The sequence below is a fragment of the Streptomyces sp. NPDC024555 genome (genome assembly GCF_055559335.1).
The window spans coordinates 126,235-140,222 of sequence record NZ_JBVHKV010000018.1; the positions used below are offsets into that span (position 1 = coordinate 126,235).

The window sequence follows — 13,988 nt, forward strand, 5'->3', positions numbered from 1 at the left end:
CCCCCCTGGCGCCCTACTCCATCGGGTCGTTCAGCTCCGCTCCCGCGCGCCGCAGGGCCTCGACCGCCGCCCGGATCGAGGGGCGGCGGTCGGCGTCCGCCCGCCACACCGCGTGCACATGCCGGCGCATCCGCTGCCGCACGGGCACCATCCGCACCCCGTCCGGCACCGGACCGCGCCCCAGCCGGGGCGTCACACAGACGCCCATGCCCGCGGCGATGAGGGCGAGTTGCGTGTGGTGCTCACCGGCGAGATGGGCGATGCGCGGTTCGATGCCCTTCGAGCGCAGCGTGAACACCAGCCAGTCGTGGCAGAACTCGCCCTCGGGCCAGGACACCCAGTCGTCCTCGGCGAACTCCTCCAGGCCGACCTCGTCGCGCCCGGCCAGCGGGTGGTCCGCCGGCATCGCGATGTCCGGGGCGTCGTCCAGCAGTTCGGCACGGGCCAGCCCGCCCGGCACGGGCAGCCGCTTGTTGCTCCAGTCCAGCACCACGGCCAGATCGATGTCCCCCCGGAACACCCCCTCGATCCCGGCCTCCGGCTCCACCTCCAGAGTGCGCACCCGCAGCTCCGGATGGTCGGCGCGCAGGGCGAGCAGCGCGGACGGGAACAGTCCCCGGGCCGCCGTGGGGAAGGCGCCGAGCCGGATCTCGCCGACGACGCGGCCCCGCTGGGCCTCGATGTCGGACTGGGCCAGCTCCACCTGGGCGAGGATCCGGGCCGCGTGATCGGCGAGCAGCCGGCCCGCGTCGGTGAGGCGGACCCCCCGCCCGCTGCGGGTCAGCAGCTGCTGCCCGACCTCCCGTTCCAGCTTCGCCATCTGCTGCGATACGGCCGAGGTCGTGACGTGCAGCCCCTCGGCCGCGCCGCTGACCGAGCCGAGCCGGGCGAGCGCGTCCAGCGTCCGCAGACGCTCCAGGTTCAACATGTAAGCGATGCTACGCGAACCTGCCCACAAGATCTCACTTGTGCTACGAGATATCTGTGCCCCATCGTGGTGCGCATGAGCGCACCGGCGGCCCCGAGCCCGCACCCGACCACCCCCGCCCCGACGGCTCCCCCGGACGCCCCGGCACCCCCCGGGACACCTCGCCGCCCTTCGGTGGACTGGCGGCTGCGCTTCGCCGCGCTCTCGCTCATCTGGGGCTTCAGCTTCCTCCTGATCAAGGTCGGGACGGACGGCTACGCCCCCTTCCAGGTCACCCTGGGCCGGCTCCTGTCCGGTACGGCGGTCCTGGCCGCCACCATGGCGGTGAAGCGCGAACGCCTGCCGCGCACCGCCCGCACCTGGGGCCATCTGGCGGTCGCCGCCTTTCTCCTCAACGCGCTCCCCTTCTCCCTGTTCGCGTACGCGGAGCTGACCATCCCCTCGACGCTCGCCGGGATCTGCAACGCCACGTCCCCGCTCTGGGGCATGGCCCTGTCCCTCGTCGCCCTCTCCGAGGACCGGCCCACCCGCCGCCGCGTGGCCGGACTGGGCCTCGGCTTCCTCGGCGTCCTGACCGTGCTCGGCGCCTGGCAGGGCTTCTCCGGCCTGGACTTCCGCGGTACGGCGATGGCACTCCTGGCCTCCCTCAGCTACCCGATCGGCTGGATCTACGTCCGCCGCACCCTCGCCGGCACGGGCGCGTCGACCCTCTCGCTCACCGGCAGCCAGCTCTTCCTCGGCACCGTTCAACTGGCCCTGGTGACCCCCCTCTTCACCTCCGCCCCCAGCGGCTTCCCCCTCTGGCCGACCCTCTCCGTCATCGCCCTCGGCGCCCTCGGCACCGGCCTCGCCGTCCTCCTCCAGTACGGCCTGGTCACCGAGGTCGGCCCGACCACCGCCCAGATGGTCACCTACTTCATCCCCGTCATCGCCACCGCCGCCGGCGTCGCCGTACTCGGCGAACACCTCAGCTGGAACACCCCCGTGGGCGCCCTCATCGTCCTCACCGGCGCCGCCCTCACCCAGAGCAGACCCCGCCCCACCCCACGCACATGACACCGGAGCGGCGCCGGCTGTTGCCCGCCCGCCGCGGCAGGAGGATCGTGCCCGCACCGAACACGGGAACAGACACCATGAAGGTCCACGAGATCATGCGCCACCCGGACGAACACGCGCGTTTCGCGGCGTATCTCACCGCTCTGGAGCACGTCACCGGACCGGACGAAGCCGAGGCGGTCGGTCACGTCCTCAGCGACCCGGACCGCCCCATGGCCGAGTCCGCCGTACTGCGGCATCTGGACCGCCGGGCCGACGGCCTTCTTCCCGGGGACGCCTACGACGACTGGACGGAGGCCATGACGCGCGCAGTGGCCGACCGACCCTTCCTCACCAGGCGCCTCCGTGAATGGTCCCTCTTCCGCGCCATCGCTCTCGGGCAGTCCTGGCGACCGGACGATCTGCTCACGTCGTCGAACTGGCTGCAGCTCAGGACCGCCGGCGGCACGAACGCCGAGGCTCTCGGCATCCTCACCGAAGGCGGCCGCACCAGGCGGATCCGCAGTACGGCCCGTGCCGCCCTGAACCGCCTCGGCGGGCAACGGAATCGGCCCGCCGGTCCACCGTCACCCTCCCCTTCCGCCACCCCGGCGCGCGTCACCGACCCCACCACCCCGCCTCACCCATAGCTCAACGGCTTCACCGGCCCCACCGCCTGCGCCACCGCGTCCGCGAGCGGGATGATGTCGGCCTCGGTGAGGGTGGAGACGGTGAGGCGGATGCCCTGGGGGGAGGCGAGGCGGAAGCGGGCGCCCGGGGCGGCGGCCCAGCCGGCGTGGAGGAGACGGGCGACGGCACCGGTTTCGTCGGTGACGGGGACCCAGACGTTCATGCCGCTGCGGCCGTGGGCCTCGACGCCCCGGTCGGCGAGGGCGCGGACGAGGGGGTCGCGGCGGCGGCCGTAGGAGCGGGCGACCTCGGCCGGGTCGACGGCTCCCGTGGTCCAGAGGTGGACCAGCGCCCCCTGGAGAAGCCGGCTGACCCAGCCCGGCCCGAGCCGCTGCCGGCCCGACACACGGTCGGTGGTGACCGGGTCGCCGGTGAGCACGGCGACCCGCAGATCGGGGCCGTACGCCTTGGCCGTCGAGCGGACGAACGCCCAGCGGTCGGTCGCACCGGCCAGCGGATGGACCGGCTGGTCGACGATGGCGTGCCCGTGGTCGTCCTCGACCAGCAGGACGCCGCGGTGCCCGGCCAGGACCGCTCCGAGTTCGATCGCGCGTCCCGCACCGATCGCCGCCCCCGTCGGGTTCTGCGCCCGGTCGGTGATCACGGCCGCCCGCGCGCCCGATCTCAGCGCCGCGTCCAGCGCGTCCGGCACCGGTCCGTCGTCGTCGACCGCGACCGGGACCGGACGCATGCCCAGCGCCGGGACCAGGTCGAGGAGCCCGCCCCAGCCCGGGTCCTCGACGGCCACCGCGTCGCCGGGGCGCAGATGGGCGACGAGCACGCGCTCGATCGCGTCCAGCGACCCCGAGGTGGCGACCATCTGGCCGGCCGGAACCCCGTCGGCCTCGAACGCCGCGCGGGCCAGCTCCGCGAACTCCGGGACCACCGCCGGCTGCGCGTACATCCCGGGCTCGCGCGCGTACGCCTGCGCCACCACCGCGAACGCCTCGCCCAGCGCCGGAAGCAGCGCCGCGTCGGGATTGCCGTCCCCCAGGTCCCGCACTCCCGGCGGCGCCTCCACCCGCAGGGAGCCGCGTGCCGTGCTCGCCGGCCGCGGCCGGACCCGGCTGCCCCGGCGCCCGGCGGTCTCGATCACCCCCCGCTCCCGCAGGGTCCGGTACGCCGCCGCGACCGTATTCGGGTTCACCTCCAGCTGCCGGGCCAACTCCCGCATGGGAGGCAGCACTTGACCAGGAGCCAGCTCCCCCGAGCCGACCGCCCGCTCCACGCTCGCGGCAATGTCCGATGCACGCCGCCCACTGATCCGATACTCTCCTAGCACAAAGACAAGTATGCACTAGAGCAATGGAGTACGCAATGCCGGAGACCGCGCCCCAGCAGACCACGGCCCCGGACCCGGCGACGGCCTACGCGCCGACCGGGCGCACGGTTCCGACCCGGTCGCGCGAGCGGGCCTCGTACGACCGGGAGCAGGTCCACTCGATACTCGACGCCGCCTACGTGTGCCACCTCGGCTTCGTGCGGGACGGCGCCCCCGTCGTGCTGCCCACGCTGTTCGGACGGGTCGGCGAGCGCCTCTACGTCCACGGCTCGACCGGCTCCCGCCCGCTGCGGGCGGCGGGCGGGAGCGACGAGGGACTCGCCGTATGCCTGACGGTGACGCATGTCGACGGGATCGTGCTGGCCCGCTCCGCGTTCCACCACTCGCTCAACTACCGCTCCGTCGTGGTCCACGGCATCGCGCACACGGTGACCGACCCCGAGGAGCGGCGCACCGCCCTGGACGCGATCGTGGACCAGGTCGTGCCCGGCCGGTCGCGGGACGCACGGCCCGCGGACGAGAAGGAGCTGGCGGCCACGGCCGTGATCCGCCTCGATCTGCGGGAGGTCTCCGCGAAGATCCGCACGGGCGGTCCCAACGACGACGACCGCGACCTCGGACTGCCCCACTGGGCCGGTGTCGTCCCGCTCGTCCAGAGCCACGGCACCCCGGTGCCCGCCGCCGGCCTGGACCCCGCGATCCCCGTACCGGACTATCTGGGCACCCGCTGATCCGCTCCGGGGCGGCGGGCCGGTGACCGCCCGCCGCCCCGGGCCGCTCAGACGGCCGCGACGGCCTCCTCGCGGGCGCCGACCGCGCCGCGCGTCTCGGCGACGGCCAGCCCGGCCACTGCCGTGAGCAGGAGCAGCGTCCCGACGACCGTGGCCGGGGTGAGCGGTTCCTCCAGCACGGCGACGGCGATGACCGCCGCGCTGACCGGCTCCAGCAGCATGACGACGGACACGGTGGCGGCGCGGACGGTCGCGGCGCCGGCGAAGTAGAGCGCGTAGGCGAGAGCGGTCGGGACGGACGCCATGTACACGAGCAGGAGGACGACCCGGACGGTGTGGTCCGTGTGCGGGACGAAGCCCTCGGCCGCCGCCATCGGCAGCATCACGAGCGCGGCGACGCCGAACGCCCAGGCGCTGGTGGCGAGCGGGTCCGCGCCGCCGCCGTCGCGGCCGAGCCACCGGGTGAGCAGGGTCATCCCCGCGTAACCGGCCGCCGAGACCAGGGCGAAGGCGATCCCGTCGGGGCGGACGGTGGCCGTGTCGCCGCCGAGCACCAGGACGGCGAGCCCCGCCAACGCCCCGCCGACCGCGGCGATTCCGCCGAGCCCGAGCCGCTCCCCCATGGTCAGCCGGGCGCCGACGGCGATGAGGACGGGCCCCGCGCCCAGTGTGACCACGGTGGCGACGGCGAGGCCGGTGGCCTGGACGGCGGCGAAGTAGGCGGTCTGGAAGGCCGCCAGGCCGAGGCCCGTTCCGAGGATGCGCAGCAGCCGGCGGCGCCGCGACTCGGCCGGTGCCGGGCGGCGGGTCCGCAGGGCGAGTGCGCCGAGCAGCAGCACCAGGCCGCCCGCGCAGCGCCAGAACGAGAGCGCGAGGGGTCCGAGATCGCCGGCCGCGAACAGCAGCGAGGCGGCGGCCCCGGCCGTGCCCCAGGCGACTCCGGCGATGATCAGATAGCAGAGGCTCCGCCCGGCGGACACGCCGGAAGCAGGATTCGACACGTGACTTCTCCATGGGAAGACAGGAAGGTGGTCGCTCGGCTCGGCACGCGGGCAGCGACGGACCGCTCGGGGACTGCCCGAGCCCGGTCTTCGTCAGGTGTGGCGGCCCGCGTCAGGCGGCAGGCGGCGGAAGTACGGTCGAGTGCATGGCCGCGACTCTAGAGGGCGGCCCCGCGGGCCGACAACTCGCTGCCGGCTGCCTCCGGTTCCCCGCCCGGCCCGCTCGCGACCGGTCCGGAGGGCGCCGAGGGGGTCGACGACTGGGCGATGAGGGCGCCCCCCAGCACCAGCACGCCGCCGATGAGCTGCGGGGCGGCCAGGTGTTCGCCCAGGAGCACCCAGGCGAGCACGGTGGCGACGACCGCTTCCAGGCAGGCGACGACGCCCGCGACGGCGGGTGACAGCAGCCGGACGGAGATCACGCCGGTCACGTACGCGACGACGGTGGCCAGGAGCACGATCCAGACCAGCAGCAGCCAGGCGGGCACCTGGGCGCCGTTCATGCCGGTGTCGCCGCCGAGGACGGACCACTCCATGGTCCAGGGCCGGGCCACGGCGGTGAGGACGACGGCCCCGACGAGGAGTCCGTACGCGATGACGCCGACCGGGTTCGGGGGTTCGGCCCTCCTCGCCGTGTCGGTACCGCTCCGGCTGGAAGCCGGACCTCCGCCGCCCTGGTCGGAGAGGACGAAGTAGCCGACCTGGCAGCAGGCCGCGCCGAGGGCGAGCAGCAGACCGAGGGCGTCGAACCCGAGGCCCGCCCAGACCTCGACGACGCAGGCCAGACCGCCCACTGCGAGGACGACGCCGACGGCGGCGGCCCTGGTCACGGGCCTGCGCTGGACGAAGCGGACCCAGCCCAGGACGAGGGCGGGCGCCAGGTACTCGACGAGGAGTGCGACGCCGACCGGGATGCGGGAGAGGGCGGCGAAGTAGCAGGCCTGGACGCCCGCGACGGCGAGGAGTCCGAAGCCCAGGAGCAGCACGGGGCGGGTGCGGACCAGGTGCCGGTGGCGCCAGGCCACGGGGAGCAGGACGAGCGCGGCGCCCGCCACCCTGAGCCACACCACGTGGAGCGGGTCGAGCCCCGCCTCGATGAGTGGCTTGGCCGCCACACCGGAACCGCCGAATGCGAAGGCCGAGGCCAGGGCGAGTCCCAGACCGGCGCTTCTCCCCTGAGACGCGTGCATCGGCACATCATGACAGCTGCCGTCAGGAGCGTCACCCCCGAAGCACCTGTCGCGGATCACACTCCGGAGGCGGGGGGCTCGCGCGCCGCGCTCCGGCCGGTCAGACCGCTGCGGCCGGGGGTGCCGAGGCGATCGAGGCGCCCGCGCGGCCGACGGCGAGCGCGTCCATGTAGTCCCGCATCCGGGCGATCAGCCCGTGGCGGACCCGGACGACCAGCAGCCCGGGGACGGCGAACCGTTCGCCCCGCGCGGACTCCACGACGGCCACGTGCTCACCGACGAGGGTGCCGGCCTCGGCGGCTTCATGGACGACCACGTCGGCGATCTCCACCATCCGCAGCGGCGAGGCGCCCCAGGCCGCCCGGTATCCGGCCCGGACCGCCTCGCGCCCCTCGAAGCGGCCGGGAAATCCGGGCGTGGCGAACGGGAACTCGTGCGTGGCGTCCTCCGCGTACAGATCGGCCAGGTCGTCGGCCGCCATCTCCCGCATGGCCCGGTGGTAGAGGTCGAGGACCTCCCGCGGCGTACGGCCGGCGTCCGTACCGCTCGTCTTCGTCATGGAACCCACTCCGTTTCCTCGGCCGGCGTCTCCGCCGAACTTCACTCAACAAGTGTTGAGTGAATGACGATACGAGCCGCCGGGGAACGGGTCAACGGATTCGGTCAACGCATGTAGAGTCCGGCTGTGACGACGCACCCCACCTCCCGCGCGGACCGCCGCCGGGCCACCGAGGCCCGCATCCTGGCGTGCGCCCGGGAGCTGTTCGCGGCGAAGGGGTTCGACCGCACCACCATCCGCGCCGTGGCGGCGTCGGCCCGGGTCGATCCGGCCCTGGTGATGCAGTACTTCGGTTCGAAACGGGAGCTGTTCACCCGCGCGGTACAGGCCTCCCCCGCTCCCGCACCCGCGGCGGACGGCGAGGCCCTGCTCGACCATCTCCTGACCGGTCTGGGCGTCAAGCTCGGCGGGCTTCCCGACGGGGCTCGGGCGATGCTGCGCTCCATGCTCACGGACCCGGCGGCGGCCTCACACGTACGCGAGGGGCTCGACGAGCAGATCGCGGGCATCGGCCGGGCCCTGGCCACGGCCGGGGGCGAAGGGCCGCTCCACGACGAAAACCCGGACGCGGACCTGCGCGCGGCGCTGATCGTCACGACGATGGTGGGCGCGACGCTCGGTCATCAGCTGCTCGGTCTCAGCGCGCTGCGGGACGTACCGGCCGACCGGATCACCGCATTGCTCCGACCGGCCCTGGAGGCGCTCGTCCGCCCGGCCGGCTGAGCCCGGCGGCTCAGCGCCACCCGGCGGCCTGCCCGGCCCTGCCCGCGAGCGACCCGGTGTCGACGCCCGCCCGTTCCAGCACCTCGACGGCCCGGCACTCCCGGTCGGCGGCCAGGACCGCGAGGAGATCGACCCCCTCGGCCCTTTCCCGGCCGAGCGACCTGGCGCGGGCGCACGCCTCCGCCATCGCGGACGCCGCCGAGGGCGACCAGCCGTCGGCGGCCGCGTCCGGCACCACCGGGACCGCCCCGGTGTCCTCGACCGCCCCCTGCCAGCGGAGCCCGTATCCGATGCTGCGCTGGACGAGGTAGCCGAGCACCCTGGCGAGCTGCGGACCGCCGTCGAAGGCGGACCGCACCTCGGGGTCGGACTCGATCAGGGAGTGCAGGAGATGGGCGGTGTCGATCTGCCGGTCGCCGTCCCGAAGGGCCCGTCTGCGCGCACCCGACACCACGGCGCCCAGCTCGGCACCGAATGCGGCGTCGAACTCGGCGCGGTGGTGCGCTGCGGGCTGCTGGGGGATGCGCGGCGTACGGTTCTGCACCCTTCCACCCCATCAGTCCGGGAGCCCGGAAGCGTCCCCGCGGAGTCCCATCGCCGCATCCGACCCGAGTTGTGCACGGAGGAGCGGGACCTCCTCCTTACGGATGAGATCGGGCCGTTTCGGGAACACGTTCGGGAACCCGGCGCGCGCCGCCTTGCCTCGCGCTCCCGGAGCAACCGCGAACCTCCCCGCACACGTCCCACAGCACGAGGCACCGGTACGGCGGGGAGGAGGCGGTTGCGCGGATGAGCTGGCTGGTCTCCCTGCCCGCGCTGGACGGGCGCGACTACGTCTACCGGGTCCACGCCCCGCCCGACGCCCTGCCCGCCGATCTGTTCTGGGCGGCGTTCCACTGCCACGACGACGGACCCCACCCGCGCGCCTCCGACCGCTTCGACGCGGCGGAGATCCGCCGGGCCGGGACGGAACAGGAGCCCGGCCATCATTTCTGACGGTTCATCAGCATTGAATGTTCACGCCACTGCGGCTACGTTCCGCGACACCGTAACCCGTCGAGAAGGGGTGGTCGCATGGCCGAAGTCAGTGCAGAGGCGCGCATCGGGGCACCGGCCGAGAAGGTCTGGGCCCAGCTGACCGACTTCAGCACGTACGGGGAGTGGAACGCCACGCACACCAGCTTCCCCAAGGGCGGCCCGGACACACTCGAACTGGCCGCCACCTACGAGGAGAACATGAAGCTCATGGGCTTCCCGGCGGAGGTCACCTGGACGGTGGCGGAGTTGGAGACGGGCCGGCTGCTGACGACCACGGGCAAGGGCCCGATGGGCGTGAACCTGAAGATGCGGTACGCGCTGACGCCGGACGGCGACGCCACGGCGCTGCGGATCGACGGCGAGTTCACGGGCGCGGCGGTCTCGCTGATGGCGGGCAAGCTCAAGGACTCGGCCACGGCGGCGCTCGTCGAGTCCCTGCGCAAGCTGGACGGACTGATCGTCGCCTGACCACCGCGCGACGGGTACGGCGAAGGGCCCCGCGGCTCGGCCGCGGGGCCCTGGTGCGCACCTCTCCTCATGTGTCCCACCGAACGGGTCAGCCCTCGTCGGCGAGGATGAGGTAGAGCTTCTTGCGGGCGTCGTTGATCACCGACAGCGCCTTCTCGCGCTGCTCGGCCGAGCCGGTCTTCCAGACCTGGCCGAACGCCTCCATCATCCCGAAGCCCGCCTGCCGGACCTCGTTGAGGCTCTCCCAGTCGACTCCGCGACCGGCTTCCTCCCAGGGCGCGTCCGGTCCGGACTCCGCCTCGGTGCGACCGGCCTCGGTGAGCGTGAACAGCTTCTTGCCGCCCTCGCTCTCGCTGACGATCAGCCCCTCGTCCTCCAGCATCTGAAGCGTCGGGTACACCGAGCCGGGACTGGGCCGCCAGGCCCCGCCGCTGCGCTCGCCGATCTCCTGGATCATCTCGTACCCGTGCATCGGGCGGTCCTTCAGCAGGGCGAGGATCGACGCGCGCACATCACCGCGCCGCGCCCTCCCCCGGCCACCGCCCCGGCCGCGCCCGCCGAACGGGCCTCCCCCGAAGGGCCCTCCGCCGAACGGCGGCCCGAACTGCCCGAAGGCCGCCCGACGCCCCTCGAAGTCCCCCTGCTCGTGCCGGCCGGGCCCACAGGGGCCGCGACCGTGTCCGTGTCCATGTCCGTGGTCGTGTGCATGCATGGCCGTACTCCTTCTCGTATCAATCTTGGTATCGCTGTACTGTCGCGATGCTTCGACGATATATCGGAACCGCTCGCTTGGCAAACATGCAGGCAGGGGCGACGGTGCCCCTCGACAGGGCGGTCCCGCCGGTCGCCCTCGCCGGGGCCGGCCTGCGGACGATGCGGCAGAATCCCGGGATGGACCGCACACGGATCACCCATCGCAGCGCGGACGGCGTCCGCATACCCGGAACCTGGCGCCACGCCTTCATCCGCAACGGCGGCACCCACTTCCTCACCGACCTCTTCATCTACGCCGACGGACTCATCGACTGCTGGGGCCTGGTCACGGTCGAGGAGTTCGAGGAGAAGCTGCGCACCGGCTGGGTGGCCACAAGCCTTCCGGAGGGCGGCGAGGCCTCCGCGCACGGGCTGGCGGACTGGAAGTTCGGCGAGCCGTGGAACCGGCTCACCCCCGAACTGCTGCTCGCCGAGGTCCGCGACACCATCGACCGGCTGAACAAGCGGCCCGACTCGACCGGCCGCTGCCTGGCCGCCGTCGATGTGTTCCTCGCCGACCGGACCGAGGCGAACCGGGCGTCCGTCCGGACCGCGTACCTGGCCGTCCCCGAGACACAGCGCCGGTACGCACTGGGCGACATGGACCTCAAGGACTGGCCGCTGCGGATCCTGGTGGCCGGGCCCGGCGGCCTGGACCGGCTGCCGTTCGGCGAAACCGAGACGGTGACGCAGGAGGACTACGACGAGGCACTCGCGTACTTCGAGGAGCGGGCGCGCCGGATCGCCGAGCGGGCCACCCGCGTCCCGGCGGACGGACCGGAGGGCGCGCGGGCCCCGGCGCTCCACCTCCGGCACTCGTATCCGAACAAGCCCGTGCCGCAGCCCGGAAGACTCGGCCTGCGCCACGACTACCCGGCGCCGATCACCGTCGGGGACACGGACTACCCGTCCGTCGCCCATGCCTACTGGGCGCTCTCGGTCACCGAGCCCGGGACCCGGCGCGCGGTCGCGACGGCCGAATCCGCCGCCGAGGCACGAAGGCTGGCGGCCGAGGCCCCGCGCCGGGAGGACTGGGAGCACCTCAGGACCGCCGTCATGACGCGTCTGCTGCGCGCCAAGTACGACCAGCACCCGGAACTGGCCGATGTCCTCCTGGCGACGGACGATGCCACCCTGATCTACGACGACGTGGACTCGGCCTTCTGGGGCGACAACGCCGGCCGGGGCCGCAACTGGGGAGGGCGCCTTCTCGAACTCGTGCGGTCCGAGCTACGGGCGCGGCGCGCGGGGATCTTCGGGGAGTGACCCGCCCGGACGCACCAGCTCACCGGCCGGCCGGACCCCGACGTGCCGGGCCGGCCGGCCCCGAGAGGGACGCGGACGGGATCAGCCGATCGACGGCGCGAGGTACTCCAGCGCGTATCCCTCACCGGAAGGAGTGACGCGCGCGATGCCGGGTGAGTCGAGGTGCGCGCCGGCCACGAAGTGCCCCGGGCGCGTCAGCTGTTCGAGGAGGGTCGCTCGCGCGGTGCGGGCCATGGGCTGATCGACGTCGAACTCCCAGGCCACACGCGGCCGGCCGAACTGGAGCGTGGGGACGTGCACGGTGTCGCCCCAGAGGAGCAGGCGGTCTCCGGTGCCGTTCTCGGCGGCGTAGACGACGTGGCCGGGGGTGTGACCGGGCGTCGGGAGCGCCACGGCCCAGTCGTTGATCGCGGTCCGCTCCGACACGGGGACGACGCGGTCGCGGAGCGGGGCGAGGCGGCCCGTGAACACCGAGGCGTCGGCGGCTCCGATCCACACGCGTTCGAGACCGGGGAACGCCTCCGAGCCGTCCGGCGCGATCAGCCCGCCGACATGGTCCACGTGCCGGTGGGTGACGGCCACGTCGGTGAGGCGCGAGCGGTCGATCCCCGCCTCGTCGAGCGCGTCGTGGACCAGTCCCAAGGTCGGTTCGTGCCAGGCGTCGGACGCGCCGGCGTCGACGAGGAGGGACCGCGTCCCGTCGGTGACGAAGAAGGCGTTGACCGACAGCCGCAGATTGCCGCCGGGCAGCGGGACGGCGGCCGGCAGTTCACCGAGTGGGCTCCCGTCCTCGTCGCGGAGCCGGGTCGGCGGCATGTCGAGGTACCCGTCCCGCAACGAGGTCACCCGCAGATCGCCGAAGGCGAACGTGGTGTGGTGCCTGCCGCTCGAGATCACGCGCATGGAACCTCCGTCGTCTCGGGTGCGGACGGCACCCCGTACGCCTCGATGTCGCGCCGGATGCCGCGCGGGCCGTTGTGGCCGTCCCCGCCGCACGGGGCGGGGCACGCGGCAGAACCGGGCACGGCCACGCAGGACCGTGCCGAGCCGATTGTAGGATCACTCCTCGACCGGTTTCACGGAGGGGAGTTGACCGACGATGATGCCTCCGTCCTGCGCGATCTGCCGTGCCTCCCGCAGGGACCACCCCGTCGCGTTCTTCACCCTCGTGTACTTCCGCCCCACCGGGCCGCCCACCGACCGCGAGGGGCACCCCGAGAACGCCGTCTGGTTCTGCGCGGACCACGTCCGGTTCTCCGAGGGCAAGACGCATATGAGCGCCGTACTGGCCCTGGTGCACATCCGTGCCGCCGCCCGGCGCAATCCTCCGAACACCTGGCCGCTCACGAGCATCCCCTGAGCCGTTCGAGGCAGCTGCGTCCGAGGCAGGTGCGTCCGGGGCAGGTCCGTTCGGCGTCGAGGGGCCGCCGATACGGAATTGGCCTTGGCCCGCCGCGCGGCCACGCCCCTACGGTCGGCCCATGAGGATTCGAATCGTCGACGCGTTCACCGACCGCCCCTTCGCCGGCAACCCGGCCGGGGTCCTGCTCCTGGGCCCGGACGGATTCCCCGGGGACAGCCGCCTCCAGCAGATCGCCGCGGAGCTGAACCTCTCCGAGACCGCCTTCGCCCACCCACTGCCGCCCGGCGGCGACGCCGACTGGGCGCTGCGGTGGTTCACCCCGGCCACCGAGGTGGACATGTGCGGCCACGCCACGCTCGCCACCGCCCACATCCTGCACACCACCGGGACCGCGAGCGGCACGGTCCGGTTCGCCGCCCGGTGCGGTGTGCTGACCGCCCGCACCACACCGGACGGCGCGATCGAACTGGACTTCCCGACCGCCCCGCTCACGCCCGAGACCGCGCCGGACGGGCTGGCCGCGGCCCTGGGCGCGGAGCCGGTGTCGGTCCACGACACGGGTCCGCACGTGGGCGATCTGCTGGTGGAGCTGAAGGACGAGGCGACCGTACGGGCGCTGACGCCGGACTTCGCGGCCCTGGCCGGCCTCTCGCGGCGCGGCGTCATCGCGACGGCGGCGGCCGCCGATCCCGCGGGCGGCCACGACTTCGTCTCGCGCGGCTTCTTCCCCGGCGTGGGCATCGACGAGGACCCGGTGACGGGCAGCGCCCACACGGCCCTCGCCCCGTTCTGGTCGGCCCGGCTCGGCCGCGCGGAACTGACCGGTCTCCAGGCCTCCGCCCGCTCCGGACTGGTCCGCACCGCGCTGCGCGGCGACCGCACCGTCCTCACCGGGCACGCGGTGACCGTCGTGGACGGCGATCTGCTCGTCGCCCCGTAGAGGTTCCGGACCACCGCCGTA

17 protein-coding genes are annotated in these 13,988 nt (G+C 73.7%); 9 read left to right on the top strand and 8 right to left on the bottom strand.

Annotation, left to right across the window (positions count from 1 at the left end; translation table 11 throughout):
- Positions 1 to 13: 13 nt before the first annotated feature.
- Positions 14 to 928, bottom strand: a complete 915-nt coding sequence (locus ACZ4FH_RS28390; protein ID WP_385106560.1) for a LysR family transcriptional regulator — start codon at positions 926 to 928, stop codon at positions 14 to 16.
- 75 nt (positions 929 to 1,003) lie between these two features.
- On the opposite strand from ACZ4FH_RS28390, the gene ACZ4FH_RS28395 reads away from it, so the two are divergent.
- Both ACZ4FH_RS28395 and ACZ4FH_RS28400 read left to right on the top strand, forming a co-directional pair.
- Positions 1,004 to 1,984, top strand: a complete 981-nt coding sequence (locus tag ACZ4FH_RS28395; protein WP_467308411.1) for a DMT family transporter — start codon at positions 1,004 to 1,006, stop codon at positions 1,982 to 1,984.
- 47 nt (positions 1,985 to 2,031) lie between these two features.
- Positions 2,032 to 2,613 carry a hypothetical protein gene (locus tag ACZ4FH_RS28400; RefSeq protein ID WP_467308413.1) on the top strand — a complete coding sequence of 194 codons (582 nt, stop codon included), beginning with the start codon at positions 2,032 to 2,034 and terminating at the stop codon, positions 2,611 to 2,613.
- Here the strand turns inward: ACZ4FH_RS28400 and ACZ4FH_RS28405 are convergent.
- A complete protein-coding gene (locus ACZ4FH_RS28405) occupies positions 2,604 to 3,935 on the bottom strand; it encodes an aminotransferase class I/II-fold pyridoxal phosphate-dependent enzyme (protein ID WP_467308415.1) in 1,332 nt (443 codons plus the stop codon). The genes ACZ4FH_RS28400 and ACZ4FH_RS28405 overlap by 10 nt on opposite strands.
- A 35-nt stretch (positions 3,936 to 3,970) precedes the next feature.
- Here ACZ4FH_RS28405 and ACZ4FH_RS28410 point away from each other — a divergent pair, with 35 nt between their 5' ends.
- A complete protein-coding gene (locus ACZ4FH_RS28410; protein WP_467308417.1) occupies positions 3,971 to 4,666 on the top strand; it encodes a pyridoxamine 5'-phosphate oxidase family protein in 696 nt (231 codons plus the stop codon).
- Between the two features lie 47 nt (positions 4,667 to 4,713).
- Here the strand turns inward: ACZ4FH_RS28410 and ACZ4FH_RS28415 are convergent, their stop codons facing one another.
- From ACZ4FH_RS28415 to ACZ4FH_RS28425, 3 genes are all read right to left on the bottom strand, one after another.
- The gene (locus tag ACZ4FH_RS28415; protein ID WP_467308419.1) at positions 4,714 to 5,667 is read right to left on the bottom strand and encodes a DMT family transporter; all 954 of its coding nucleotides are present in this window, start codon (positions 5,665 to 5,667) and stop codon (positions 4,714 to 4,716) included.
- A gap of 158 nt (positions 5,668 to 5,825) precedes the next feature.
- Positions 5,826 to 6,857, bottom strand: a complete 1,032-nt coding sequence (locus tag ACZ4FH_RS28420) for an EamA family transporter (protein WP_467308421.1) — start codon at positions 6,855 to 6,857, stop codon at positions 5,826 to 5,828.
- Between the two features lie 100 nt (positions 6,858 to 6,957).
- Positions 6,958 to 7,416 (bottom strand): nuclear transport factor 2 family protein, encoded by a 459-nt coding sequence (locus ACZ4FH_RS28425; RefSeq protein WP_467308423.1) that lies wholly within the window; start codon positions 7,414 to 7,416, stop codon positions 6,958 to 6,960.
- Between the two features lie 126 nt (positions 7,417 to 7,542).
- Between ACZ4FH_RS28425 and ACZ4FH_RS28430 the strand changes: the two genes are divergently transcribed.
- Positions 7,543 to 8,139 carry a TetR/AcrR family transcriptional regulator gene (locus ACZ4FH_RS28430; RefSeq protein ID WP_467308425.1) on the top strand — a complete coding sequence of 199 codons (597 nt, stop codon included), beginning with the start codon at positions 7,543 to 7,545 and terminating at the stop codon, positions 8,137 to 8,139.
- A 10-nt stretch (positions 8,140 to 8,149) separates the two neighbouring features.
- Here the strand turns inward: ACZ4FH_RS28430 and ACZ4FH_RS28435 are convergent, their stop codons facing one another.
- Entirely contained in the window at positions 8,150 to 8,683 is a 534-nt protein-coding gene (locus ACZ4FH_RS28435; RefSeq protein ID WP_467308427.1) for a peptidase, read from the bottom strand.
- Positions 8,684 to 8,928: 245 nt separating this feature from the next.
- Between ACZ4FH_RS28435 and ACZ4FH_RS28440 the strand changes: the two genes are divergently transcribed.
- Both ACZ4FH_RS28440 and ACZ4FH_RS28445 read left to right on the top strand, forming a co-directional pair.
- Entirely contained in the window at positions 8,929 to 9,135 is a 207-nt protein-coding gene (locus tag ACZ4FH_RS28440; RefSeq protein ID WP_467308429.1) for a hypothetical protein, read from the top strand.
- 78 nt (positions 9,136 to 9,213) lie between these two features.
- Positions 9,214 to 9,645 carry a type II toxin-antitoxin system Rv0910 family toxin gene (locus tag ACZ4FH_RS28445; RefSeq protein ID WP_467308431.1) on the top strand — a complete coding sequence of 144 codons (432 nt, stop codon included), beginning with the start codon at positions 9,214 to 9,216 and terminating at the stop codon, positions 9,643 to 9,645.
- An 88-nt stretch (positions 9,646 to 9,733) separates the two neighbouring features.
- Here the strand turns inward: ACZ4FH_RS28445 and ACZ4FH_RS28450 are convergent, their stop codons facing one another.
- Positions 9,734 to 10,357, bottom strand: coding sequence for a PadR family transcriptional regulator (locus ACZ4FH_RS28450; RefSeq protein WP_467308433.1), 624 nt, complete (start codon positions 10,355 to 10,357; stop codon positions 9,734 to 9,736).
- Positions 10,358 to 10,536: 179 nt separating this feature from the next.
- On the opposite strand from ACZ4FH_RS28450, the gene ACZ4FH_RS28455 reads away from it, so the two are divergent.
- Complete coding sequence (locus ACZ4FH_RS28455) at positions 10,537 to 11,664, top strand: NADAR family protein (protein ID WP_467308435.1); 1,128 nt, start codon at positions 10,537 to 10,539, stop codon at positions 11,662 to 11,664.
- A gap of 81 nt (positions 11,665 to 11,745) precedes the next feature.
- Here ACZ4FH_RS28455 and ACZ4FH_RS28460 read toward each other — a convergent pair whose 3' ends face one another.
- Positions 11,746 to 12,567, bottom strand: coding sequence for an MBL fold metallo-hydrolase (locus tag ACZ4FH_RS28460; RefSeq protein WP_467308437.1), 822 nt, complete (start codon positions 12,565 to 12,567; stop codon positions 11,746 to 11,748).
- A gap of 196 nt (positions 12,568 to 12,763) precedes the next feature.
- Here ACZ4FH_RS28460 and ACZ4FH_RS28465 point away from each other — a divergent pair, with 196 nt between their 5' ends.
- Together ACZ4FH_RS28465 and ACZ4FH_RS28470 are read left to right on the top strand one after the other, a co-directional pair.
- Positions 12,764 to 13,024 (top strand): hypothetical protein, encoded by a 261-nt coding sequence (locus ACZ4FH_RS28465; protein ID WP_467308439.1) that lies wholly within the window; start codon positions 12,764 to 12,766, stop codon positions 13,022 to 13,024.
- 121 nt (positions 13,025 to 13,145) lie between these two features.
- A complete protein-coding gene (locus ACZ4FH_RS28470; RefSeq protein ID WP_467308441.1) occupies positions 13,146 to 13,967 on the top strand; it encodes a PhzF family phenazine biosynthesis protein in 822 nt (273 codons plus the stop codon).
- Positions 13,968 to 13,988 lie beyond the last annotated feature (21 nt).

Excerpts from the sequence above, each read along its gene's own strand:
- ACZ4FH_RS28470 (WP_467308441.1), top strand. The coding sequence starts at position 13,146 with ATGAGGATTCGAATCGTCGACGCGTTCACCGACCGCCCCTTCGCCGGC.
- ACZ4FH_RS28410 (WP_467308417.1), top strand. The coding sequence starts at position 3,971 with ATGCCGGAGACCGCGCCCCAGCAGACCACGGCCCCGGACCCGGCGACG.
- ACZ4FH_RS28440 (WP_467308429.1), top strand. The coding sequence starts at position 8,929 with ATGAGCTGGCTGGTCTCCCTGCCCGCGCTGGACGGGCGCGACTACGTC.
- ACZ4FH_RS28450 (WP_467308433.1), bottom strand. The coding sequence starts at position 10,357 with ATGCATGCACACGACCACGGACATGGACACGGACACGGTCGCGGCCCC.
- ACZ4FH_RS28425 (WP_467308423.1), bottom strand. The coding sequence starts at position 7,416 with ATGACGAAGACGAGCGGTACGGACGCCGGCCGTACGCCGCGGGAGGTC.
- ACZ4FH_RS28460 (WP_467308437.1), bottom strand. The coding sequence starts at position 12,567 with ATGCGCGTGATCTCGAGCGGCAGGCACCACACCACGTTCGCCTTCGGC.
- ACZ4FH_RS28390 (WP_385106560.1), bottom strand. The coding sequence starts at position 928 with ATGTTGAACCTGGAGCGTCTGCGGACGCTGGACGCGCTCGCCCGGCTC.
- ACZ4FH_RS28455 (WP_467308435.1), top strand. The coding sequence starts at position 10,537 with ATGGACCGCACACGGATCACCCATCGCAGCGCGGACGGCGTCCGCATA.
- ACZ4FH_RS28465 (WP_467308439.1), top strand. The coding sequence starts at position 12,764 with ATGATGCCTCCGTCCTGCGCGATCTGCCGTGCCTCCCGCAGGGACCAC.
- ACZ4FH_RS28420 (WP_467308421.1), bottom strand. The coding sequence starts at position 6,857 with ATGCACGCGTCTCAGGGGAGAAGCGCCGGTCTGGGACTCGCCCTGGCC.
- ACZ4FH_RS28445 (WP_467308431.1), top strand. The coding sequence starts at position 9,214 with ATGGCCGAAGTCAGTGCAGAGGCGCGCATCGGGGCACCGGCCGAGAAG.
- ACZ4FH_RS28395 (WP_467308411.1), top strand. The coding sequence starts at position 1,004 with ATGAGCGCACCGGCGGCCCCGAGCCCGCACCCGACCACCCCCGCCCCG.